The sequence below is a fragment of the Gordonia sp. McavH-238-E genome, from assembly GCF_022348225.1.
GTDB lineage: Bacteria > Actinomycetota > Actinomycetes > Mycobacteriales > Mycobacteriaceae > Gordonia > Gordonia terrae.
In genome coordinates this window covers 35,317-59,205 of the sequence record NZ_JAKRFE010000008.1, presented here as the reverse complement: position 1 = coordinate 59,205, position 23,889 = coordinate 35,317, and the positions used below count along the sequence as shown (strand labels likewise).

The following is a 23,889-nucleotide window of genomic DNA, read 5'->3' as shown; positions in this document are numbered from 1 at the left end:
TGGACTACCGTACCGGGTCCGACGGCGGATCGGTGTCGGACGTTCGGCCGGAGTCCCCGGGAAACCGGCCGTCGGACTCGTCGGCGGGCGACCTGCCCGTGGTGTCGGGGCCGATGCCGTCGGAAGGCGGGGGGTCGGGACGGGCGGGGCTGTCGGGCATCGTCGGCGACGGCTCGTCGGCCGCGCGTTCGAGTACCTCGGCGTCGCGCTCCACCTCGTCGATGAACGTGTCGTCGCGCTTGATGCGGTTGCGGAACATCAGGCCGATGACCACCCAGCCGATCGCCGAGACGATGACGTAGCTGATCAGACGGTAGATGAGGACCGCGGTGATCGCGTCGGCCGCGGGCATCCCGGCGCTGGTGAGTGCGGGCACCAGCACCGCGTCGACGACACCGATACCGCCCGGCAGCAGGGGGATGGCCGAACCGACGGCCTTGCCCGCCGCGTAGGCGACCATCAGGCCCGAGATGCTCGGGTGCGCGTCGACCGCCCAGCAGGCGAACATCAGGCAGGCCACATCGGCGACCCAGTTGAACAGGCTCCAGCCGAAGGCCACCGAGGTGTCGCGCTTGGTGAGTTGCACCGCCCGGAGCTGTTCGAGGGTCTCGAAGAGTCGCTCGGTCCCGTGGTCCTCCGGCTTGTTGCGGAGCTGATTCACCCAGCCGAGGACACGAATCCCGGTGCTCTTCAACGACTCCGGGTGGCTGGCCAGATACTGCAGCACCACCGCGACCGCGAGGAACCCGGCGACGGAGAAGACGACCGAGAACGGGCTGGTCTTCGCGCCGGCCAGCAGGGCGCCGCCGAATCCGAGGACGGCGAGACCGATACCGGCGAGCAGGCCCGACATCACGACCTGCCACGACGCGATGACCGGCGTCGCACCCCACTTGCGGGTCTCGCGGTAGGTGAACGCCGGGGCGAGCACCTGGCCGCCCGGCATCGTCTGGCTCAGCGAGTTGGCCGCCAGGATGACCGACAGTGACTTCCATTGCGTGACGCGCAGGCCCGCGGACCGCAAGAGCGCGCGCTGGACCTGCGCGAAGCTGTCCATCGACAGCATCGCGGCGACCAGACAGGCCGCCACCCAGTGCCACTGGATCTCGCCGATGCGGAACCAGGCGCCCTTGAGCTCGGGCCAGATGAGGACGACTTCGACGGCGAGGATGACGAGGACGACGGCGAGCAGGACCCAGCGCACCCACCAGAACCGAGGACGGGTGGCCGGGGCTGCCGCGCCCCCCGGCGAGCCAACATCCTCCGACGACATACGTGCCACCCTAGGGTAGGGGGCCCGGTGTCGATGACGACCCCCGTCGGCCACCTGCACTGTCTAGTGTGACTGTCGTGACCGAAGCCGAACGAGCCGAGCGGCCGCGCGATGTCCGCGACCTTGCGTCCATCGACCGGGCCAAGGTGCACCCCCAGGTACGGGCGGCGGCGGAATGGGCGTGGCGGTTGCTGCTCCTGGTCGCGGCGGGATACGTCGCCACCAGGGTGTTCCGGGAGTTCGAAGAGGTCCTCGTCCCGGTCGCCCTCGCCATCCTGATCGCGGCCATGCTGGTCCCCGGAGTCGATGCACTCGACCGGCGTGGGTTGCCGCGGTCGCTTGCGGTGATCGTCAACCTCGTCCTGGCGATCGGGTTGCTCGCGGCGGTCATGACGTTCGTGGTCCGCGAGTTCATCGACGGTGTCCCCGAACTCGCCGAGCAGGTTCGGGTGACCGTCGAGAAGACCAGGGAATGGCTCATCAACGGGCCCCTGGGGCTCGACCGGGACCAGGTGCGCAACTTCGGCACCGACACCCTCGACTTCATCCAGCACAACCAGGACCGTGTCACCAGCGGCGCGCTGGCCACGGCCACCACGGCCACCGAGATCATCACCGGTGCACTTCTGACGTTGTTCCTGCTGATCTTCTTCCTCTACGGCGGGGGCCAGATCTGGCAGTTCTCCGTCAAGCTGATCCCGCGGGCCAACCGGAATCGGGTGTGGGAGGCGGGTATCGCCGGGTTCGGCACCCTCGTCGGCTATGTCCGGGCGACGGTCGCGGTGGCCTTCGTCGACGCGTGCGGCATCGGCATCGGACTCGCGATCCTGCAAGTACCCCTGGCGCTCCCGTTGGCGTCGCTGGTCTTCCTGGGCGCGTTCATCCCGATCGTCGGCGCCCTGGTCACCGGCACCCTGGCGGTGCTGGTGGCCCTGGTGACCCAGGGCTGGATCGCGGCAGTCGTCGCCCTCGCCATCGTCGTCGGCGTCATGCAACTCGAAAGTCATGTGCTGCAGCCGTTCCTGCTGGGCCGGTCGGTGCGGTTGCACCCGGTCGCGGTGGTGCTCGGCATCGCGGCCGGCCTCGTGTCGGCCGGCATCATCGGTGGCCTGCTCGCCGTGCCCCTGATCGCGTTCTTCAACACCGCGATCCGGCGTCTGAAGGGGAGCGAGGCCGACGGCGCCCACGACGACCGACGCCCGGGGGTCGTCGCCGAGCCGGATCCGCCGGTCTGGGACACCGACGATCCCGACGCGGCGGCCGAGACGCTCGCGCAGGAGGTGTCGAGCACCGACTCGCGCCGGGACGCCGAACCAGGCGACCAGGCGGATTCCGAGCCGGGTCTCACCCGGAGCGAGCAGACCGGGCCGGACCGGGCGGGACCCGACCGCGACGGGGGCGGCGCGACGTGACCCGCCGGCCGCTGCCGGGTGCGGCCACCGAGCCGGACCGGACGCGCGAACCGGCCCGACCGGCACGGGTCGTCGACCACGATCCGGTCGGCCCACTGTGGCGGGGTGCGCAGATCTTCCGGTTGCTGTCGTACCTGTATGCGCTCGGCTTCCAGATCGCCGTCAACCCCGACCTCGACCGCAGCGGCGTCGCCTGGGTGCTCTTCGGTCTGCTGTCCGCGTGGACGCTGTTCAGCGGGATCGGCTACTTCGTCGGGTTCGCGCGCAACCGGGTGTGGGTCGGCGCCGAGGTGGTCGTCGTCTGCGCGCTGATGCTGTCGACGTCGTATGTCGCCGGCGCGGACTGGGCGTGGCACAACCAGACCTGGCCCACCACCCTGTGGGCCACCAACGCCGTCATCTCGGTCGCGATCCTCACCGGCCCGGTCGGCGGGATCGTGGCGGGTCTGATCGTCGGCGGCACCAGTACCTTCGTCAAGGGCGAACTCAACCTCGACTTCGGGCGCAACGCCACGATCATCGTCATCGTCGCGACCGGCATGGCGGTCGGACTCGCGGCCGCGAACGCCCGCCGGGTCCAGGAGCAGCTGTCGCGGGCCGCGCGTATCGCGGCAGCCGCCGAGGAACGCGAGCGGCTCTCGCGTGAGGTTCACGACGGTGTCCTCCAGGTCCTGGCGCTGATCGCTCGACGCGGTCGCGAGATCGGCGGTCCGACAGACGAACTGGCCAGGCTCGCGGCGGAGCAGGAGCGAGCGCTGCGTCGACTGATCTCGGATACCGACGACCCCGTCGCAAGCGACCCCGACGCGCAACGCAGCGTCGATCTGGCCGCCGCCCTCCGCGTCTTCGGCGACGGCCGGGTGTCGGTCAGTGCTCCCGCCGACCCGGTGATGATCCCGGCGCATCGGGGTGCCGAGATCCGTGCGGCGGTCGTCAACGCACTCGACAACGTGGTCAATCACGCCGGTCCCGGTGCGCGTGCGTACATCCTGGTGGAGGATCTGGGATCGGATGTGGTGGTGAGTGTGCGCGACGACGGGATCGGCATCCCGGACGGCAGGCTCGCCGAGGCGGTCGCGCAGGGACGCGTCGGGGTGTCGAAGTCGATCGTCGGGCGGATCGAATCCCTCGGCGGCACAGCGCGACTCGACACCGAAACGGGTGCGGGCACGGAGTGGGAGTTCACGGTCCCACGGGACGAGAGCGGAAGGTCGAGGGGAGCAACGGGATGAGTGCAGGCCGGAGTGACGGAGAGCAGGCGCCGCTGCGGATCATGGTCGTCGACGACCATCCGATCTGGCGGGAGGCGGTGGCCCGTGATCTCGCCGACGAGGGATTCGACGTCGTCGCCACCGCCGACGGTGTGGGCAGTGCGGGCCGGCGTGCGGCCGCCGTCACGCCCGACGTCGTGCTGATGGACATGCAACTACCCGATGGCACTGGCACCGAGGCGACGGCCGCGGTCCTCGCGGTCTCGCCCCACACGCGCATCCTCGTCTTGTCGGCCTCCGGCGAGCGCGATGACGTGCTCGAAGCCGTGAAGGCCGGGGCCAGTGGCTATCTGGTGAAGTCGTCGTCCCGGGAAGAGCTGGTGGAGGCGGTGCGCGCCACCGCCGACGGTCAGGCGGTCTTCACGCCGGGGCTCGCGGGGCTGGTGCTTGGCGAGTACCGGCGCATGTCGCAGCAGCCCGACGCCGCGCCCGCGGCGCCCGTGCTCACCGAGCGCGAGACCGAGGTGTTGCGTCTGGTCGCAAAAGGATTGAGCGCCAAGCAGATCGCGCGGCGCCTCGACCTCAGTCACCGAACGGTCGAGAACCACGTCCAGGCAACCCTCCGCAAGCTCCAGCTCGGCAACCGGGTGGAACTGACCCGCTACGTCATCGAACACGGCCTCGAGGAGGAGTGAACTCCCTCGAGGCCGTGATCGCTCTGTTCGGTTCCGTACCAACGCTATTCGACCGAACGGTCACTTCTGCGAGCGACTCCGCTTCAGCAGCTCCTGCACGCTGATCTGACCGTCGTCACCGGTCTCGTCGGACCGTGCGTGCCGGTCCGTGCGGGGGCGACGGCGCCGGGTGGCCTCATCCGCCGGACGGTCCTGTTCACCCGAGGCGGGGCCCGCGTCGGGTCGCGAGGCGGCCGCCGGGGTCGCGTCGGCACTGAGACCGCGCTCCATCGGCGACGGACCGTTGCTGCGACGCCCGCGCGACGAGGGGGTCGAGGTCTCCGGGCTGACCGACGCCGCGAGCGGGCGGCGGCCGGTCTCGTCGAGCGCGGGCCGCCGGCCGAGCGGTGACCGCGGTCCGGTCGGCTCCGGGGTCGGGCGGACGGGGCCAGGGGTCGGAGTCGGGTTCGGACGTCCACCGGTCTCCGGCGCGCGCGGCGGGCCCGACGGGGGAGTGACCGTCGGACGGTCGCCGTTTGCCGACCGGGGTGCGGCGTCGCCGAGTCGGATGCCGCCCTCACCGAGACTCCAGCCGCCGGTGTCGGGACGGTCGCTCTTCGACAGCCCGGAGCGGCGATACGGCGTCGCGGGACGGCGTTCGGCCGGTTCGGGACTCGGCGCCGTGGGCGCGGGGGACGGTCCGACACGAGCCGGCGGGGTGCGCGGCGGGGTCGGCCCGGGGTTCGGGCGTCCCGTGGTCGTCGGCGGACCCACCGGGGCGCCCTGGGGGCCCGGTACCGGTCCGGGGCGGGCGGTGCCGAGCGGTCGGTCCGGAGCGGACCGGGCCGGTGCGGCGGACCGACTGGTGCCGGCCGGTGCCCGACCCCGGCCGGGGACGGCGCCCGCCGGGACCGGTTGCCTGCGAGCCGCGGCCATCACCGAGGTCGGGGCCTCGGCCACCACGGTGCCCGCGCTCATCGGACGGGCGCCCGCACCGGCGTCGCGCTGCTCGTCGGGTTCGTCGTCGAGAACGGTCTCGCCGAGACCGATCTTGCGCTGGACCACTCGCATCCATCGCGGTGCCCACCAGCAGTCGTCGCCGAGCAACTTCATCACGGACGGCACGAGCAGCATGCGGATGACCGTGGCGTCGAGGATCAGCGCGGCGATCATGCCGAACGCGATGTACTTCATCATCACGATCTCGGACAGGCTGAACGCGCCGGTGACGACGACGAGGATCGCGGCGGCCGCGGTGATGATGCCGCCGGTGTGCGCGGTGCCGCTGCGGATCGCCTCGGTCGTGCTCGCGCCCTTCTGTCTGGCCTCGACCATTCGGGAGAGCAGGAACACCTCGTAGTCGGTCGAGAGGCCGAACACGATGGCGATGATCAGCACCAGCACGGCGGCGAACAGCGGGCCCGGGGTGAAGTTGGCCAGTTCGGCGCCGTGGCCGTCGACGAAGATCCAGGTGAGGATGCCGAGCGTGGCACCGAGGCCCAGGGCCGTCATGAGTGCGGCCTTGATGGGCAGCACGATCGAGCCGAACTGCAGGAACATCAACAGGCCGGTGATCAGGACGAGCATGACCGCCATCAACGGAAGTCGCTGCATGAGGGCGTCGATCGAGTCCTGCGTGAGTGCCGGGGTGCCCGACACGTACATGGTGAGACCCTCGGTGTCGATCGCGCGCAACTGCTCGATCGCCTGGGCTGCGGTGTTCCGGTCCTGAAGACCCGCAGACACCTGGTACACGCCCACGTTCGGATACCGCTCGGCGTCGAAGGAGCCGAAGTCGGACTTGTCGGCGTCGCTGAACTTGTTGGTGAAGCCGGGGACCTCGTCGGCGCGTTTGGCGATCGCGTCGAGCTTGTTCTGGTCGGCCTGGCTCGACTCGTCGTAGACGATGACGAGCTTGATGGCCTCGGTCCGCTCCTGCGGGAAGTACTCGTCGAACTTCTCCTGCGCGACACGGTTGGGGTTGTCCGGCGGCAGGAACTTCTCGCTGATACCGCCGAACTGGATGCTGCCGAACGGGATGATCAGCGCGAGCAACAGGAGCACGGTCGGGACGGCGGTCCGGACCGGGTGCTTCATCACCCAGGTCGCGAGGCGTCCCCAGAAGCCGTTCTCGACCTCCTGGCTGGTCTTCATGCGGCCGCTGAACCGGCTCTCGATCGCCGCGGCACGTTCGTCGCCGGAGAAGCGGCGGGCCAGCGGCACCGCGGTGTACTTCATGATCGTGCTGATCGACAGCATGTTCACGCGGGGCCCGAGGATGCCCAGGATCGCCGGGAGGACCGTGATCGACAGGATCGCGGCGAGGGACACCGAGGCGATCGCGCCGTAGGCGACGGACTTGAGGAAGCCCTGCGGCATGATCAGCAGACACGCCAGGGCGGCGACGATGATCGTCGCGGAGAAGACCACCGTCTGGCCGGCGGTCATCACGGTTCTTCGGACCGCGGCCTTCGTCGAATACCCCTCACCGAGTTCCTCGCGGAAACGCGACACGATGAACAGGCCGTAGTCGATCGCGATGCCGAGGCCGATCAGCGTGACCACCGACTGCGCGAAGATGTTCAGCTCGGTGGTGAGCGCCAGGATCTTCATGATGCCCAGCGAACCGGCGATCGTCAGACCGCCGATGAGGACGGGGAGGCAGGCGGCGACGACGCCGCCGAACACGAAGAACAGCATGATCGCCACCAGCGGTAGCGCGAGCACCTCGGCCCGATGGATGTCCTTGTCCATGCCCTCGGCCATCGAACCGGCGACCGGTTGCAGGCCGGCGAGCTCGAAGGTCGTACCGGGTAGATCGAAACGTTCGGGAATGTCGTCGAAGAACGGTTCGATGGTCTTGTAGTTGTTCAGGACCGTCGTGTCGTCGTTGCCGGCGACGCCGATGCTGATGAAGGCGTGTCGGCCGTCCTCGGTGAACAGCCGGTCCTGCAGCGTGCTCTGGGCGGGCTGGACGAGGAACGGGTCGTACAGGCCTGGATCGGCGCGACCGACGATGTCGGGATGGGTCGCGATCAGGTCCTCGACGAACGTCTCCACCTTGGTCCCGAAGGCCTTGTCGTCGACGCGGGTGCCCTCGGGCGGCGTGATCATCAGAATGACGTCGGAGGTGTGGTCGCGTCCCAGCGCCTGGTCGGCGTACCGCGCACCGGTGTCGGACTCCGATGTCGGGTCGAACCATCCGCTCTGGCTGAGGTGCTTGCCGAGATCGAGACCGTACAGTCCGAGTCCGGCCATCATCGCGATCATCACCGCGATGACGAGGAAGCGCATTCGATAGACGAATGTGCCGATGAACCGGAACACGCTGATGTCCTTTCGTGTACGACGACGAGTCGGGCACTCTGGTCGCCCGCCGTTGCGGAGCGCCGGTGGCGATTCTGTCAGTTTCTGCGAAAGATCCTGACAGTGTTGCCTGAGTGATCCCTGAGGCGTCGGCCTCGGATCACCCGCGGGCATCCCCACGCCGACGCCCGACCACGGGTCGCCGACAGCCGTCCGGTGACACCCCCGAACGACGACGCCGCAGGTCAGCGCAGCAGCGCGCTGAGCGGACGGAAGGGCGTGAGCCACGCACCCTCGTCGGGCAGGGAGTCCAGGCCGATGCGTGGCAGCGGCTCGCGGAACACACCGGGGATGTCCTCGAGATCGATGAACTCCAGCTCTTCGGTGCTCAGTGCCCAGCTGGCGTGCTCACGGAATCCGATGACGGTGACGGGCACGCCGTCGCCGACCACGTCGAGGAGTGGTTCGCGGAATGCCTGGCCGTCGGCGGACGCCACGATCACGCCGGCTAGTCCCACAGTGTGCCTGCGAAGTTCGATGTGGTCGAGCATGTCGGAGTCGACGTCGCTGTCGTCGGACAGCTTCGGCTTGGCGAAGACGGCGAAACCGACATTTCGGAGCGCGTCGACCCACGGCCGGACAACGTCGGCGCTACCAGGGGCGATGTTGGTGAAGACGGTGGCCTCGGGCTCGACCGCGCCGCCGCCGTCGGTGAGAGCGGACACATCTGCGGTCCGTTGCAGCAACCACCGGCCGAGAGCGTCGAATCGGGGGCGGTGTGCGGCGGTCGGGCGCCCGCCGAGCAGTGCACCGAGACCCATGTCCATGTTGGGCGCGTCCCACACCAGCAGCATGCGGCGCGTCCCGGTCTGGCCGGCGATGGTGTCGGCGAAGCCGGTCGGGCTGTGGTCACTCATGGCGGGCTCCCGTCGGGGTGTCGCCGGTCGAGCTGACCGGCGGGGTGGGCCGCGTGTACACGAACTCGCTGACGTAGCGGCCGTCGCGCTCGGCGCGTCCCTCGAACTTCGTCGTCGGCCGTTCCAGCAGGATCGGCGATTCGCGGGTCAGCTGGACGACGTGCGGGCGATCGGCGTCCTGGGTGGCGAGCGCCTCCGCGATCCATTCCGCGTAGTCCGCGTGATCGGTCGCGATGTGGAGCACTCCGCCCGGGATGAGACGGTCGGCGATCAGCTCCAGTGTGCCGGTCTGGACGAAGCGCCGCTTGTGGTGACGCGATTTGGGCCAGGGATCGGGAAAGAACAGCCGGACACCGGTGAGGCTCGACGACGGGATGAGTTCGGTGAGGACGATGGCGGCGTCGCCGCGGATCAGGCGCACGTTGGTGAGCCCGTTGCGGTCGACGAGACCGAGCAGCTGGGCGAGGCCCGGCTTGTAGACCTCGACGGCCAGGACGTCGACGTCGGGCTCCGCCTCGGCCATCGCCGCGGTCGAGATGCCGGTCCCGCTGCCGATTTCGAGGACCTTCGGGGCGTCGCGCCCGAACAGGTCGGTCAGGTCGAGTCGCGGCTCGGGGATCCGCTCGGGCCCGATCTCCAGGTCGCGGCCTAGGACCGGCCACAGCGTCTCCCAGTTGCGCTGCTGACCGGTCGTCAACGTGCCGCGGCGGAAGCGGAAGCTCGTCACGCGGGGGTACAACCGGGACCTGTCGGGGCTGTTGTTCACGCGTCCATGGTTGCGCATCGCGCCGTTTCCACGAAGTCGCGGGCGGATTGCGGCTGCGGTCACGGGCATCCGGGCCGGCTCGGGCGTGGGCCGGATCCGCCTCTGGCGGGGGTGTGGAGGTGGCTCCGCCGTCGGCGCGGATCCCGATTAGTCTCGGCCCTGCCGCGGTTCACGTGTACTGATGGCCCGGAGGTCGTCGGTGCGCGCGGACGGTGGCGTGACGCGCAGGGGGCCGATGACGAGGAGGCTGCGGTGGGGGCACCGGTGAACCGAGGGTGGCGCGACGTGCGCGGCGGGGACGAATTGTCGCTCGCGGCCGAGCAGGGGCGTCTCACCGACCTCGTCGAGCCGAGCTCGCCGCTGGCACCGATCCTGACCGTCGCGGGCCGACGGTTCCTCCGTCCGCTCCACGTCCGGGTGGTCGGCCGGCCCGGGACCGGGCGCGACACCATGGTGCGTGCGCTTCGAGAACGACTGTCGCTCAGCGTGATCGGGCCCGGCGAGGACGCGCAGGAAGCCGCCGACGCCGATCTGTGGCTCCTGGTCCTGGCCGGGTTGCCCCGGCAGGCCGACCACGAACTGTTCTCCTCACTTCCGTCCGATCGCGTGCTGGTGGTGCTCGGCAAGGCCGACACCCACGGCGACTGGGACTCCGCGGTCGCGGTCGCATCGACGTGCGCCACGTCCCTCGGCACGCCGGTGTACCCCGTCTCGCAGCTGCTGGCCTGCGCCGACCTCGACGACGGTGAGTTCGCGGCGCTGACGACGATGACGGCCGCGGGTGTCGGGATGCCGTCCATGGCGGGCCGGTTCCTGGTCGGGCGCCCGGGCTCGGACGAACGGCTCCTGCGGCAGGGACTGCTGCGCCGGATCGACGCCTACGGCATCGACACCGCGCTCGCCCTCATCCAGTCCGGCGCGCCCGTCGCCGCCACCGCGACCGACCTGAGCCGGGCGTTGCAGAGCGCCTCCGGGGTGCCCGATCTGGCGGGACCGATCAGGGAGCGTGTCGCACGCATCCGGTACTGGCGCGAAGTGGAGCTGCGCAACCGACTGGAGGAGGCGGCCGCGTCCGGCTTCGACCGCGCCGGGGCCGAACGACTCCTCGCGGGGGCAGGTGCCGCACCATGACCGACACCGCACTGGACGCCGCACGCGAGCTGACCGGGTTCGACGCCGACCGCGTCGGAACCGGCTCCGGCGTGCTGGTCGTCGGCACCGACGGGGTGGGTGTCTGCACGCTGGTCGAGGCCTGTCGCGCGTCGGCCCCGGATCTCGACATCGTCGCCCGCGCCACCCGGGGTGCGGCCCCGGCCGGTGCCGCCCTCGTGGTCGTGGACCCGTCGTCGGCGGTCGGGGACGAGGAGCGACTCCTCGTGGAGAAGGCGCGTGCGCAGGTGGGCACGGTCGCGATCGTGTGCACCAAGATCGACGCGTTCTGGGAGTGGCCGCGGACCGTGCGTGCCCACCGAGCCGCGCTCGACCCGTTCGCGACGCTGCCGCTGTTCGGGGTGTCCGCGGTCGCGGCCCTCGGGGGTGCAGTGGACGAGTCGGGCGTCGAGGCCCTCGTGGAGTGGTTACGCGAGGTGACCCTCGCGCCGGATGCGCTCCGCGGCGAGCGCGCCCGCATGGCGGCGGGCTTGGGCGCGGTCGAGCATCTTCTCCGGTCCGGTGGGACCGACGTCGACGACCTGGCGTCCGCGCAGGCCGACGCCGATGGCCTCCTGGCCACCCGGCGGCGGCTGGTCGCCACCCGCGATCGGGGGCGTGCGGATCGATTGGCGGCCGTCCGCGCGGGCCTGTCCCGTGTCCGGTCCCAGTCGTCGGCGGAGCTCATGGCCGCGGTGCGGGATCTGTCGGCCACCGCCGTCGACCGAGCTCCGAGCGCCGACATCGAGTACGACACCTGGATCCGCACCGGGTGGGCAGCCCTCGCCGACCGCATCCGTCAGCGTGCCGACGAGCGCGTCGACGCCGTGCGGGCGACCGCGCTGGTGGGTCTGGACGCCGAGCCGACGCCGGACGAGCCGTGGCCCGCGGTGGACCTCGACACCGGGCGGCCGAGCACCCGGGTGCGACGCGCGGGCGCCGAAGACGCGCTGCTCGTCGTCATCGGCGCGTCGACCGGTCTCGGTGTCGGACGTCTCGTCGTGGCACCGATGGCGTCGGTCCAGACGCTGCAGTGGATCAGCATGCCGCTCGCCCTGCTCCTGGGCGTGGCGGTCGCGGCGTGGGTGATCCGCGTCCGGCGGACCGCGGTGAACCGTTCCGAGCGGGCGGCGCGGGCCACCGAGTTCCTCGCCGAGGCGCGGGCGACGCTCGATCACCAGCTGGCCCTGCGCGTCACCGCGGCCGAGACCCGGATCGCCGGGCAGATCGCCCGAGCCCACGAACGCCGCAGCCGAGAGGTGTCGGCGGAGATCGCGCGGCTCGACGAGGAGATCCGTCGGCTGCGCAGCGGGGTCGAGGTCCGCGCGGCCCGGGTCCGGCGCGAGCGAGCCGAGTCCGTTCGCCGCGACCTCGCGGCGCGCTCCGAACGGCTGTGGGCGTCCCCCGCCCGAGGCGACGATCCGGGACGAGAATCCGATCCGGGACGAGAATCCGAGGACCCCACAACTCCCGAGCGCCCAGAGCACCGACGGCCGGACGACGGACCGGTCACGGCCGCCCGAGCCGGCCACGACGACGGAAAGCAGTGATCCCGATGGACCCGATGTTCCCCGACGACGCCCCGGAACCGGATCGTCCGGACGAGTCGTTCCTGTTCGGTGAGGTGGGGGCCGCCGACGACACCCGATCTGTCGAGTCGGTGGCCGCGCTGCACGAGTCACCCGCGGCCGATGACCTCGACGATCATCTGTGGATGCATGACGACGGCCGGATCTGGGATCTCGGGCCCGCCGAGGTCGACACCGACAATGATGGGATCAACGACTCCCTGACCCGCAACGGTCCCGACGGGTTTACCGTGTACACGGACAGCGATCGGGATGGGCAGGTCGACAAGATCACCGAGATCGGTGCGGACGGCGAGTTCCGTTCCGCGGTGCTCGACCCGGACACCGGCGAGTGGATCTCCGGCGGTTCGGGACGGATCGGCTGACCGGTGACTCGCGCCTCGAACCGGTCCGCGTCGCGCCGAGACCGGAGCGCGTGCGATCACCAGGGACTTTGGTCATCTGTTGCCCAGGTGTGGCGTAGACCGCACCTCGCGAACCCCGTGACCTAGCGCCTGTTCGGTGTACGTATCCTGGACGACGAGACGACCTGACAGGTGGCCATTCCAAACGGCCACCACCTCGGAGGAGGCCCCAACGATGACCGCAGCCACCATTCCCGGACTGGACCCGAGTAGCGCTCCGACGAAGCACGCGGGACTGCTGGCCTGGGTGGCCGAGGTCGCCGAGCTGACCCAGCCCGACCGGGTGGTGTGGTCGGACGGCAGCGACGAGGAGTGGGAGCGCCTGACGGCCGACCTCGTGAAGGCCGGCACCCTGGTCAAGCTGAACGAGGAGAAGAAGCCGAACTCGTTCCTCGCCAGCTCCGATCCCGCCGACGTGGCTCGCGTGGAGTCGCGGACCTACATCTGCTCGGAGGCCGAAGAGGACGCCGGCCCCACCAACAACTGGGTCGACCCCGCCGAGATGCGCTCCACGATGACCGAGCTCTACCGCGGCAGCATGCGCGGTCGCACGATGTTCGTGATCCCGTTCTGCATGGGCCCCCTGGACTCCGACGACCCCAAGCTCGGCGTCGAGCTCACCGACTCCGAGTACGTCGTGCTGTCGATGAAGATCATGACCCGCGTCGGACCCCGCGTCCTGGAGATCCTGGGTGAGGACGGCTTCTTCGTGAAGGCGCTGCACTCGGTCGGCGCGCCGCTCGAGCCCGGCCAGGCCGACGTCCCGTGGCCCTGCAACACCGAGAAGTACATCACCCACTTCCCGGAGACCCGCGAGATCTGGTCGTTCGGTTCGGGGTACGGCGGCAACGCACTGCTCGGCAAGAAGTGCTACGCACTGCGCATCGCCTCGGTCATCGCCCGTGACGAGGGCTGGATGGCCGAGCACATGCTGATCCTCAAGCTGACCAGCCCGGCGAACAAGGTCTACTACATCGCCGCGGCGTTCCCGAGCGCCTGCGGCAAGACCAATCTCGCGATGCTGCAGCCGACCATCCCCGGCTGGAAGGCCGAGACCGTCGGCGACGACATCGCCTGGATGCGCTTCGGTGACGACGGCCGCCTCTACGCGATCAACCCGGAGTTCGGTTTCTTCGGCGTCGCCCCCGGCACCAGCTACGACTCCAACCCCAACGCGATGAAGACCATCGAAGCCGGAAACACGTTGTACACCAACGTTGCTCGCACGGACGACGGCGACATCTGGTGGGAGGACATCGACGGTGAGGCGCCGGCGCACCTCACCGACTGGCTCGGCAACGACTGGACCCCGGAGTCCGATCACAAGGCCGCGCATCCCAATTCGCGCTACTGCACCCCGATCTCGCAGTGCCCGTCGCTGGCCGACGAGTGGGATGACCCGAGGGGCGTGCCGATCTCGGCGATCCTGTTCGGTGGCCGTCGCAAGACCACCGTGCCCCTGGTGACCGAGGCCCGCGATTGGCAGACCGGTGTCTTCATGGGCGCCACCGTCGGCTCCGAGCAGACGGCCGCCGCCGAGGGCAAGGTCGGCACGGTGCGCCGCGACCCGATGGCGATGCTGCCGTTCATGGGCTACCACGTCGGCGACTACCTGCAGCACTGGGTGAACATCGGCAAGAACGCCGACGAGTCCAAGCTGCCGAAGGTCTTCTACGTCAACTGGTTCCGCCGCGGCGACGACAAGCGCTTCCTGTGGCCCGGATTCGGCGAGAACAGCCGCGTGCTGAAGTGGATCATCGAGCGCATCGAGGGTGAGGCCGAGGGCATCGAGACCCCCATCGGCATCGTCGCGAAGCCCGAGTCGATCGACGTCAGCGGCCTGGACGTGCCGGCCGAGGACGTCGCCGAGGCGCTCGCCTTCAAGCCCGAGGAGTGGCGCGAGGAGATCCCGTCGATCGAGGAGCTCTTCGACTTCGTCGGCGAGAAGCTGCCGAGTTCACTGCGTGACGAACTGGACGGCCTGAAGCAGCGTCTGGCCTGACACCCGCACTGCAGTCCGCGGTCCGAGGCCGAATGAACAGATGGGTCAGAAGTGACGGTTGAGGTATCGTGCCCCTCATGAAGTTACGTGTGTGGGGCGCCTCGATCGCCGGTGCCTGCGTGTTGGGTCTGGCCTCCCCGATCGCAGTCCAACCGGCTTCGGCGACACCGCCTTCCGGGGCGGGTGTGTCGGCGTTCTTCACCGATTCGACGACGATCGGCGACGGCCTCCCCACGGTGAACCGGATCTCCGGAATCGACCGGACCGGTAACGGCAGCTACGTGCTGATCGCCGAAGACGTGCTGCCTGCGCGCTTCTTCACCGCCTCGATCGGCTACACATCGGTCAACGCGTCGTTTGTCGGGCAACCGCGGATCAACGGCGGCGGCACCGTCCTCGGCCCGTGGTTCCTCCCGCTGCTGCCCGGCCAGGCCCAGTTCGAGGGCATCCGGCAGTCGGCCGGCGGTTACACCGTGGTCAGCGGCGGCAACAACCAGTTCGTCCGTCAGATCGGCCCCATCGGGCAGGTCATCCGCGACCTCCCCCTCCCGTCGGCATGGCGCCCGTCGCCGAAGTCGGGTCTGGCCGGCCAGCGCGGGCTGACCGGCGCGGCCGTCGGGCCCCAGGGGCAGGTCAGCGTCCTCACGGCCGGCGGACTCCGGCAGGACGCCGCGCGGTCGGCCCGTCTGCTGACCTTCGGCAAGAGCAATCGCGAGTTCGTCTACCGCACCGACGCCAACAAGGTGGCCGCCGATGTGCTCGCCGTCAACTCGACCGATTTCCTCGTGCTCGAACGCGGGCCGGGCAACCTCGCGAACATCTTCTGGACGACGACCCGGGGTGCCACCTCGGTGACGAACAAGAAGAAGCTGAGCGGGCGCGAGAAGGCGATGACCAAGCGTCGGATCTTCTCCACGGTCGCGACCCCGCGTCTGCTCACCGGCAACATGTCCGGTCTGGCCTGGGGCAACTGGCACCCCGACAACCCGTTCGCCAAGACCCGCACCCGCACCCTCCTCGTGGTGTCGGAGAACGTCGGATCGCCCAACCGGGTGCACTCCTTCGAGGTCCAGATCCCGAAGTAGTGCCCAAGGTCACTGGCCCTCAGGGTGGGGTCAGGGTCATACCTGATGGCCAACCGGCGCAGGATTTGGCACGGTTGATGGCATGACGACGACTGATGTGGCCGCTCGAGACGACGGTGGCGATGATTCCGGGGCGCCCAAGCATGCGGTGGCTGCCGGAGCCGACAACCTTTCGAAGCGGTACGGCGTCGGCGACACCGCCGTCGAGGCCCTGAAGAGTGTCTCGATTTCCTTCCGAGAGGGCGAGTTCACCGCCATCATGGGGCCGTCGGGGTCGGGCAAATCCACCCTGATGCACTGCCTCGCCGGCCTCGACGTCGCGAGCGACGGCAAGGTGTTCATCGGCGACACCGATCTCACCGCGTTGTCGGACAAGGCGATGACGATGCTGCGTCGCGACCGCATCGGCTTCGTCTTCCAGGCGTTCAACCTCGTGCCGACACTGACGGCGAAAGAGAACATCACGCTGCCGGTCGACATCGCCGGCCGGACCGTCGACACCGAATGGTTCGACGCCGTGGTGGCCCGGCTGGGCATCACCGACCGGCTGGGACATCTTCCGAGTGAGTTGTCGGGTGGTCAGCAACAGCGCGTGGCGTGTGCCCGCGCGCTGATCGGCAAGCCGTCGATCATCTTCGGCGACGAGCCGACGGGCAACCTGGACTCCCGGTCCTCCGGCGAGGTGCTGTCGATCCTGCGGGCGGCGACCGACGAGTTCAAGCAGACCGTCGTCATCGTGACCCACGATCCGCGCGCCGCGTCGTATGCGGACCGCGTGGTGTTCCTGGCCGACGGCCAGATCGTGCAGGAGCTCTCGCGGCCCTCCGCCGACGACGTCTTCGAGGTCATGAAGAACCTGGACAACGTGCCTGCGCCCGACACCGCCAGAGCGCACTGAGCCGTGGCCTCCTCCTCGGTGATGCGCCGGGTTTCGCTCCGAAACCTGCGCGCGCACAAGCTCCGACTCTTCCTGACGCTCTTCTCGATCGTCCTCGGCACTTCCTTCGTGGCCGGGTCGATGGTGTTCACCGGGTCCATCTCGAAGGCGTTCAACGACATCTTCGACAGCGCGGCCCAGGGCGTGGCCGTCGAGGTGACCCCCGCCGACCGACAGTCACCGGGAGTGCCGAACTCGATCGTCGATCAACTTCGGGATCAGCGCGCGCAGTTCGGCATCGACAAGCTAGTCGTCAACAACAACGGCCTGATCACGGTCGCCGACTCCGGCGGCAAGGCCATCCAGACCGGTGGCGCCCCGAGCGTCGGCAGCACCTACATCCCGCCCGCGGAGGCCCTCGACCCGGACGAGTCGCGGATCCTGCCGGGCGGGCGCGGCCCCGAGAACGCCGGCGAGATCGTGTTGAACACGTCGGCCGCCGAATCCGCCGGCCTGACGGTGGGGTCGAAGACGAAGGTCGTCGTCGGCCAGGGCGAATCGACACCGCTCGAGGTCACCGTGGTCGGTCTCGTCGACGCGCCCAGCTCGACCGGCGGCTACGTCAACGCGCAGTTCGATGCCGCGACGTCGGCCCGGTTGTTCACCGACGGTCAGCATGTGGGGGTCGTCGACATGTCGGCCGTCGCCGGGGTCACCCCGGAACAGTTGCAGGAACGCATCATCGCCGCGCTCGGCGCCGACGCGGATCTCTACGACGTCCGCACCGGCGATCAGGTCCGTGAAGACCAGAAGGCGCAGGTCAACGAGTTCCTGCAGATCTTCCAATACATCCTGCTGGCGTTCGCCGCGATCGGTCTCGTGGTCGGCACCTTCATCATCTACAACACGTTCTCGATGATCGTCGCGCAGCGGAACCGGGAGTTCGCACTGCTCCGGGCGGTCGGCGCGAGCCAGCGTCAGGTGTCGCGGTCGGTGCTGTTCGAGGCATTCGTGGTCGGCGTGCTCGGCGGCGCCCTCGGCCTCGCCATCGGTATCGCGCTGGCCGCCGGTCTGAAGGCGATCACCAGTGCGACGTCCGGCCTGCCCGACGGTGAGCTGGCCGTCGGTCCGGAAGCGATCCTGGCCGGCATCCTGGTCGGCGTCGTGGTGACGATGGTCAGCGCGTGGGTGCCCGCGGCGAGAGCTGCCCGGGTGCCGCCGGTGGAGGCGATGCGCGCATCGGCCGCCGAGGGGTCGGCCTCGTTGCGCAACCGCACCATCCTCGGGACCGTCATCGGCGTCGCGTCGATCGCCGCGATCGTCATCGGTGCGATGGGCGAAGGAGCGGGCCCCGCGGTCACGGTGGGTGCCGGCGCCGCGGGTGCGGTGCTGTCGGCCGTCCTCATCGGCCCGGCGATCGCCCGCCCGTTCGTCAGCGTGCTCGGCCGCGTCATCGGCGCACCGTTCGGCATGATCGGTCGCCTGGCCCGGACCAACGCCGTCCGTAACCCACGTCGCTCTGCCGCGACGGCGTTCGCGCTCACGCTCGGACTGATGCTGGTCGCGATCATCGGCACCCTCGGACAGTCGTTCAAGGGCACGGTCGACGACGCCGTCGACGCGGGTATCACCGCCGACTACATCGTCGCGGGCACCAACCAGTCGCCGTTGCCGCCGGCGGTGACCGGGGCGATCGACGGTGTGCCGGGTGTCGCCGAGGTGGTGTCGTTCGGCATCGTCCAGGCCAAGGTCGACGACAAGTCGGAGACCGGCTTCTCGGCGCTCGGCGGACCGCTGAACAGCGTGACCGTGATGGACATGCAGGACGGCGCGTCGTCGGATCTGCCCGCCGACGGGATGCTCATCAGCGAGCGGACCGGCAAGTCGAACGGCTGGAAGCGAGGCGACGTGGTCACGTTCACCTCCGCGACGGGCGATCAGGTCCGGGTTCCGATCGCCGGCGTCTACGCCGACAACGAGGCGCTGCAACCGTGGGTGGTGGGTCCCGATGTCTACGAGAAACTGGTCCCGCCCTTCGCGCGGGTCAACGTCACGCTATTCGTGAACGCTGCCCCGGGCACCGATCTCGACACCCTGCGCAGCAACCTCGAGGAGGCGACGGCCGCATACCTCACGGTCCAGATCCAGGACCGTGACCAGTTCAAGGGTCAGATCTCGTCGCAGATCGACCAGATGCTCGGCACGCTGTACGCGATGCTCGGGTTGGCCCTGCTGATCGCGGTGCTCGGCATCATCAACACGCTCGCGCTGTCGGTGGTCGAACGCAAACGGGAGATCGGGATGTTGCGGGCGATCGGCATGGTCCGGGCCCAGGTCCGGCGGTCGATCTATCTCGAGTCGGTGCTGATCTCGATCTTCGGTGCCGTCCTGGGGGTGCTGCTGGGGACCGTCATCGGCGTCGCGCTGGTACGCACGCTCGCCGAATGGGGGCTGGGCGCACCGGTGATCCCGTGGTCGCTCATCGTGATCACTCTCGTGGCGTCGGCGATCGTCGGCGTGCTGGCCGCCCTGTGGCCGGCCGTTCGTGCCGCGCGCACCGGACCGCTCGAAGCGATCGCCGACATTTGACGCAGGTTCGTGGTGGTCGGGTCGGGACCGATCCGCGGATGACAGAATCGTCCGCATGACCCGACCACCTGAGGGCGATCCCAACGATCCGCGCAACGACCCGCCGGAGACCCGGCAGTTCGACCCGGACTTCGACCCGTCGGCGCCGCCGTCGCAGGCCTACACCGAGCAGCAGCCCGGGCAGCCCTATCCCGGCCCCTACACCGAGCCGCACCAACCGGGTCCGTACACCGAACCGCACCAGGGTGGGCAGCCGTATCCGGGCCCGTACACCGATCCCCAGTACGCCGATCCCCAGTACGCCGGCGGTGCGCCGTACGCGTCCTCGCCGTACGACGCGCCGGCCGGTGGTGAGCCGCCCCGTGGGTCCGGATCGAAGGGGCGGACGATCGGGCTGGCGCTGGCCGCCCTGATCGCGCTGGTGGTGCTCGGGTTGGTCGTCGTGTTGGTGACCCGCTCGGGCGATGGTGATTCCACCAGCGCGGCATCGTCGTCGATCACCGAGTCGAGCGAACCGGCGACGACCAGCGCGACGACGCCGTCGAGCACCACGACCACCGAGGAGACGACGTCGACCACGACGACGACGCAGCGCTCCGGAACCATCACCTACCAGCTGACCGGGAACGGCGACGTCGTCGCGCTCACGTTCCGTCGTGGCCCGGGGTCACCGACCGTGATCCCGGCGACGGGGTCGCCGTGGTCCCAGCGGGTGCAACTCGAGGGGACCCGCGCGAGCCTGTCGGCCATCGTGGTTCGCGGCCCGGTGTCGTGCGCCATCCTCGCCGACGGTGAACAGCTCGCCGCCGCCACCAGCCAGGGCGGCACCCTCAACTGCACTGCGGACCTCGCTGCGGAGTAGTCCGGGCACCGGGTGCGGAGGTGGCTTCGCTCGGTCCCGGCTCAACCAGCAGTGGACCGAGCGCAACCGGAACTCAGCGTCTGCGCAGGACGAGCACCAGATTGGTGCCGAGGACGTCGCGGAGCACCGGCACGCGCATGACCCACCACATCCAGCGCGGGATGTAGCGCGGGAACGCCGCGACGAGTTCGGCGCGGCCACTGCCGGCTGCCGCACGGGCCCAGCGCAGGCCGTCGGCCGCCGAGACCGCGAACAGCGATGTGCCGTAGAGGTTCTTGGGCGGGTGGCCGTGGCGTCGGGTGTACAGCCGGGCCGCCCGATGGCCGCCGAGATAGTGCGTCAGGCCCATCTCGTGACCGCCGAACGGTCCCCACCACAGCGTGTAACTGATGATGACGACGCCGCCGGGGCGCGTCACCCGCAGCATCTCGTCGGCCATCTGCCACGGGGTCGGCGTGTGTTCGACGACGTTCGACGAGAGGCACACGTCGACGCAACCGTCGGCGAAGGGGAGCGCCTGGCCCGATCCGCGGACCGACCCGCGATGCTCGAGCCCGCCCGCGTGCATCTCGGTGGGATCGGGTTCGACGGAGACGTAGTGGGCGCCCCGGGCGCGGAAGGCGTCGGCGAAGTACCCGGGGCCGCCGCCCACATCGAGGACCACCGCCCCGTCGGGAGCGGCGCCGGCGAGATCCGGCACGAACGCCTCGACCATGCTCGCGGTGTCGGCGGCCAGAGCGCCGTAGAACCGCGCGGGATCGGACTGCTCGAAGCGGAAGTCGTTCAGCAGTCCCGCGGCGCGGCGCAGGGTGGCGAGCCGGGCCATCCGCGCACCGGAGAGTGGAGTCGTCATCGTCGGGTCACTCTAGTGCGGCGGGTACCGGCGTTCACCCTCCGGTCGGTAGGCTGACCGACAATGCGCGCACCGTCGAACGTCCTGCTCCTGTGCTGGCGGGACACCCGCCACCCCCAGGGCGGCGGCAGTGAGACCTATCTGGAACGCGTGGGCGCCGAACTGGCCCGACGCGGCGCGACCGTCACCTTCCTCACCTCCGCCTACCCCGGGTCCGTCCGCGAGGAGCAGCGGGACGGCATGCGGTTCATCCGTGCCGGCGGACGCATCAGTGTGTATCCGCGCATGCTCGCGACGATCCTCGGCGGTCGGTTCGGTCTGGGACCGCTGGCGGGGTGCCGACCGGACGTCGTCGTCGACACACAGAACGGTGTGCCGTTCTTCTCGGTGCTGGTGTCGCCGGCGCCGACGGTCGTCCTCGTCCACCACTGTCACCGTGAGCAGTGGCCGGTGGCCGGTCGCCTCCTCGGCCACATCGGGTGGTTTCTCGAGTCGCGGGTGTCGCCCCGGATCCATCGTCGCAATCGGTACGTCACCGTCTCCGCGCCGTCGAAGTCCGAGCTCGTCGCACTCGGGGTGGACGCCGAGCGGATCGCGGTCGTGCGCAACGGGATCGATCCGCTGCCCGAGGGCATCGAGGCGCCCGATCGCGCCGGCGACGCCATGTTCGACGACCCGGTTCGGCTCTGCGTGTTGTCGCGGCTGGTTCCGCACAAGCAGGTCGAGGACGCGCTGACCGTGCTCGCACGGTTGCGTCGCGACGGGGTCGACGCCCACCTCGATGTCATCGGCGGCGGTTGGTGGTCGGACGAACTGCACCGTGCCGCAGCCGAACTCGCGGTGACCGGGGCGGTCACGTTCCACGGCCACGTGGACGAACGACGCAAGCACGAACTCCTCGCCCGGGCCCGGGTCCACCTCATGCCGTCGCGCAAGGAGGGATGGGGCCTCGCCGTCGTCGAAGCCGCTCAGCACGGTGTCCCGACGATCGGTTATCGCAGTGCGGTCGGACTCGCCGACTCGATCGACGACGGACACACCGGGCTGCTGGTCGACGGTGTCGACGAACTCGCCAGTGCGACGAGGAAACTCATCGACAACCCGGATGAGTCGGGCCGGCTCGGACGGAACGCGCAAGCCAAGGCGAGTCGCTACTCGTGGTCGGCGACGTGCGACGGATTCATGGCGACGTTCGACGCCGTGTCGTCCGCGCCACGCCGACGCCGGCGCTGATCAGGCCCGCGACGAGCAGCGCGGCCCATGCGAGGTGCGCGCCGGTCGCGATCGCGCGGTCGGCGTCGTCGGCGGATCGATCCGCCGGGCCGGTCACCTGATACAACCGCAGCGACGGCCCGTCGAAGACCATGTGCCCCGACGCGGCGAGTTGCGCAGGCGGATCGTCGTTCTCGACCAGCACCCACCCGACGCCGAGCGCGGCGAGCGCGGCCGGTGACCCGCCGGACTCCAGTACCCGCGTCACGGCTGCGGCGTGTTCTCCGGCGGGATCGATCACTTCCCCGTCGACCCGGAGCTCACCGGATTCGACGACCGGCGCGCGGAACATCCGAGCGGCGGGATCGAGGGACGGATCGCGTGCGAAGGGATACTCGCGGACCGTGCCGGGCGGCCACAGGGCGACCGAACCGCGTGCCGGCGGGACGATGTCGGCGACCTGCCGCCACTCGTCGGGATAGTCGATCGCGCGCACCGCACCACCGACTCCCCACGCGAGGTCGGGGAGCGGTGCCACCACGAGCAATGCGACCGCGGCGAACGCGAATCCCGAAGGGACACGCCGCCTCGCCGCCGCCACGGCCGCCGCGACGCAGACCGCGACCGCCGGGACGAGGAGCGCCGAGAACTTCTGGGTGTCGCGGAGGAGGCCACCGCCACCGACGTGTTCGACGACGAACCCCAGTCCGGCCCGGACCGGTCCGAAGGTGCTCAGCAGCAACAGGATCGCGGTGACCGACGCCAGCACGGCGATGGCGCGGACGATCGGATCGAGCTGCCGGCGACGGCGCCACAGGTGGCCGGCGCCGACCGCGACGACGAGGAGCAGGCAGATGGTGGCCACCGCGGCCCATCCGATGGTCCGGCTCGCCGGCACCGCGTCGGCGTTCCAGATCCCGCCCAGTGACCCGACCGTGCCCACGGGCCCGAGCCACGGCTCCGACCGCAGGCCGAACGCCTCGACCCCGGCGGCCGCCGATGTGGTCGGGGCGTCGGTGATCAGGGACGTCAGCAACCAGGGCAGGGCGCTGAGGACCCAGAGCGCGACGGCGATGGCGGTGGGTCGCAGCCCGATCGGTCGTGCCAGAAGCGCTGTCGCGAAGACGATTCCGGCGAGGACGGAACCGGTGGGCGTCAGCCCGGCGACGGCGAACAGCCCGCCCAGCTGAAGAAGTCGGGCGGTGTGTGCTGCCGGCTCACCCCGCGGGGGGCGTTCCCGCAGGTCGAGGACCGCGACGAGAATCCACCCCAGTGCCGCAAACCCGGCCAGCAGACTCCAGTGACCCTGCAGGAGCCGTTCGGCGACATAGGGATTCCACACCGCGACGAGCGCGGCGGCCGCGGCACCCGTGCGTCCGGCGTCCGGGACCAGCCGGGCCGCCAGCCGTCCGTAGCCGACACCGGCGAACACCAGGGCCGCGGCGAGAACCGCCAGCACGACGATGCCGCCGTCGACGACGGTGCTCGCCATGGCGAGGAACCAGTCCTGCGGGACGGCGCGCGGCGGTAGGTCGCCGATCCCGAGCGTGGTGTCCGTGACGTGGGTGCGCGGCGTGGACACCGTATCGCGATACAGCAGATACCGGTCGCCGATGCCGATCAGCCCTGGCAGCAGCGGCGCCAGGATCACCGCGGTCGCACCGATGCTGGTGCCGTACAGGGCCGGCAGCAGTCGGCGGGAAGTCAC

18 protein-coding genes are annotated in these 23,889 nt (G+C 70.0%); 12 read left to right on the top strand and 6 right to left on the bottom strand.

The annotated features are described in order from the left end of the window. Nucleotides 1-4 precede the first annotated feature (4 nt). Entirely contained in the window at nt 5-1,273 is a 1,269-nt protein-coding gene (locus MHN80_RS13540; RefSeq protein WP_239402263.1) for a YbhN family protein, read from the bottom strand. Nucleotides 1,274-1,350: 77 nt separating this feature from the next. Between MHN80_RS13540 and MHN80_RS13535 the strand changes: the two genes are divergently transcribed. The 3 genes from MHN80_RS13535 to MHN80_RS13525 are packed head-to-tail and all read left to right on the top strand — an operon-like array spanning nt 1,351 to nt 4,591. Further along, a complete protein-coding gene (locus MHN80_RS13535; RefSeq protein WP_239402261.1) occupies nt 1,351-2,685 on the top strand; it encodes an AI-2E family transporter in 1,335 nt (444 codons plus the stop codon). Beyond that, nucleotides 2,682-3,917, top strand: a complete 1,236-nt coding sequence (gene macS, locus MHN80_RS13530; RefSeq protein ID WP_374206354.1) for a MacS family sensor histidine kinase — start codon at nt 2,682-2,684, stop codon at nt 3,915-3,917. Before MHN80_RS13535 ends, macS begins: the two co-directional genes overlap by 4 nt. Next, nucleotides 3,914-4,591 carry a response regulator transcription factor gene (locus tag MHN80_RS13525; protein WP_064572022.1) on the top strand — a complete coding sequence of 226 codons (678 nt, stop codon included), beginning with the start codon at nt 3,914-3,916 and terminating at the stop codon, nt 4,589-4,591. The genes macS and MHN80_RS13525 overlap by 4 nt, the downstream gene beginning before the upstream one ends. Nucleotides 4,592-4,651: 60 nt before the next feature. Here MHN80_RS13525 and MHN80_RS13520 read toward each other — a convergent pair whose 3' ends face one another. The 3 genes from MHN80_RS13520 to trmB all read right to left on the bottom strand — a co-directional run bounded on the left by MHN80_RS13520 (nt 4,652) and on the right by trmB (nt 9,577). Further along, nucleotides 4,652-7,897, bottom strand: coding sequence for an MMPL family transporter (locus MHN80_RS13520; RefSeq protein WP_239402259.1), 3,246 nt, complete (start codon nt 7,895-7,897; stop codon nt 4,652-4,654). A gap of 224 nt (nt 7,898-8,121) precedes the next feature. Beyond that, complete coding sequence (locus tag MHN80_RS13515; RefSeq protein ID WP_004023764.1) at nt 8,122-8,793, bottom strand: NYN domain-containing protein; 672 nt, start codon at nt 8,791-8,793, stop codon at nt 8,122-8,124. Next, nucleotides 8,786-9,577 (bottom strand): tRNA (guanosine(46)-N7)-methyltransferase TrmB, encoded by a 792-nt coding sequence (gene trmB / locus MHN80_RS13510; RefSeq protein WP_239402473.1) that lies wholly within the window; start codon nt 9,575-9,577, stop codon nt 8,786-8,788. Before trmB ends, MHN80_RS13515 begins: the two co-directional genes overlap by 8 nt. A gap of 234 nt (nt 9,578-9,811) precedes the next feature. On the opposite strand from trmB, the gene MHN80_RS13505 reads away from it, so the two are divergent. From MHN80_RS13505 to MHN80_RS13470, 8 genes are all read left to right on the top strand, one after another. Beyond that, complete coding sequence (locus MHN80_RS13505) at nt 9,812-10,690, top strand: hypothetical protein (protein WP_239402257.1); 879 nt, start codon at nt 9,812-9,814, stop codon at nt 10,688-10,690. After that, nucleotides 10,687-12,258 carry a hypothetical protein gene (locus MHN80_RS13500; RefSeq protein WP_239402256.1) on the top strand — a complete coding sequence of 524 codons (1,572 nt, stop codon included), beginning with the start codon at nt 10,687-10,689 and terminating at the stop codon, nt 12,256-12,258. The genes MHN80_RS13505 and MHN80_RS13500 overlap by 4 nt, the downstream gene beginning before the upstream one ends. Before the next feature lie 5 nt (nt 12,259-12,263). Beyond that, nucleotides 12,264-12,662, top strand: a complete 399-nt coding sequence (locus MHN80_RS13495) for a DUF6802 family protein (protein ID WP_239402254.1) — start codon at nt 12,264-12,266, stop codon at nt 12,660-12,662. A 214-nt stretch (nt 12,663-12,876) separates the two neighbouring features. Next, entirely contained in the window at nt 12,877-14,703 is a 1,827-nt protein-coding gene (locus MHN80_RS13490) for a phosphoenolpyruvate carboxykinase (GTP) (RefSeq protein WP_239402252.1), read from the top strand. Nucleotides 14,704-14,780: 77 nt separating this feature from the next. Further along, the gene (locus tag MHN80_RS13485) at nt 14,781-15,788 is read left to right on the top strand and encodes an esterase-like activity of phytase family protein (protein WP_239402250.1); all 1,008 of its coding nucleotides are present in this window, start codon (nt 14,781-14,783) and stop codon (nt 15,786-15,788) included. Nucleotides 15,789-15,870: 82 nt separating this feature from the next. Then, on the top strand, nt 15,871-16,686 hold the full coding sequence (locus MHN80_RS13480; protein ID WP_101820766.1) for an ABC transporter ATP-binding protein: 816 nt from the start codon (nt 15,871-15,873) through the stop codon (nt 16,684-16,686). 21 nt (nt 16,687-16,707) lie between these two features. Then, the gene (locus tag MHN80_RS13475) at nt 16,708-19,254 is read left to right on the top strand and encodes an ABC transporter permease (RefSeq protein WP_239402472.1); all 2,547 of its coding nucleotides are present in this window, start codon (nt 16,708-16,710) and stop codon (nt 19,252-19,254) included. 55 nt (nt 19,255-19,309) lie between these two features. Next, complete coding sequence (locus MHN80_RS13470) at nt 19,310-20,116, top strand: hypothetical protein (RefSeq protein ID WP_239402248.1); 807 nt, start codon at nt 19,310-19,312, stop codon at nt 20,114-20,116. Nucleotides 20,117-20,189: 73 nt separating this feature from the next. Here MHN80_RS13470 and MHN80_RS13465 read toward each other — a convergent pair whose 3' ends face one another. After that, the gene (locus MHN80_RS13465) at nt 20,190-20,969 is read right to left on the bottom strand and encodes a class I SAM-dependent methyltransferase (protein WP_239402246.1); all 780 of its coding nucleotides are present in this window, start codon (nt 20,967-20,969) and stop codon (nt 20,190-20,192) included. Between the two features lie 63 nt (nt 20,970-21,032). Here MHN80_RS13465 and MHN80_RS13460 point away from each other — a divergent pair, with 63 nt between their 5' ends. Next, a complete protein-coding gene (locus MHN80_RS13460) occupies nt 21,033-22,202 on the top strand; it encodes a glycosyltransferase family 4 protein (RefSeq protein WP_004023753.1) in 1,170 nt (389 codons plus the stop codon). On the opposite strand, the gene MHN80_RS13455 is transcribed toward MHN80_RS13460, so the two are convergent. Continuing rightward, nucleotides 22,150-23,889: a hypothetical protein gene (locus MHN80_RS13455; RefSeq protein WP_239402245.1), complete on the bottom strand. Its 1,740-nt coding sequence runs from the start codon at nt 23,887-23,889 to the stop codon at nt 22,150-22,152. The two genes, MHN80_RS13460 and MHN80_RS13455, sit on opposite strands and share 53 nt — an antisense overlap.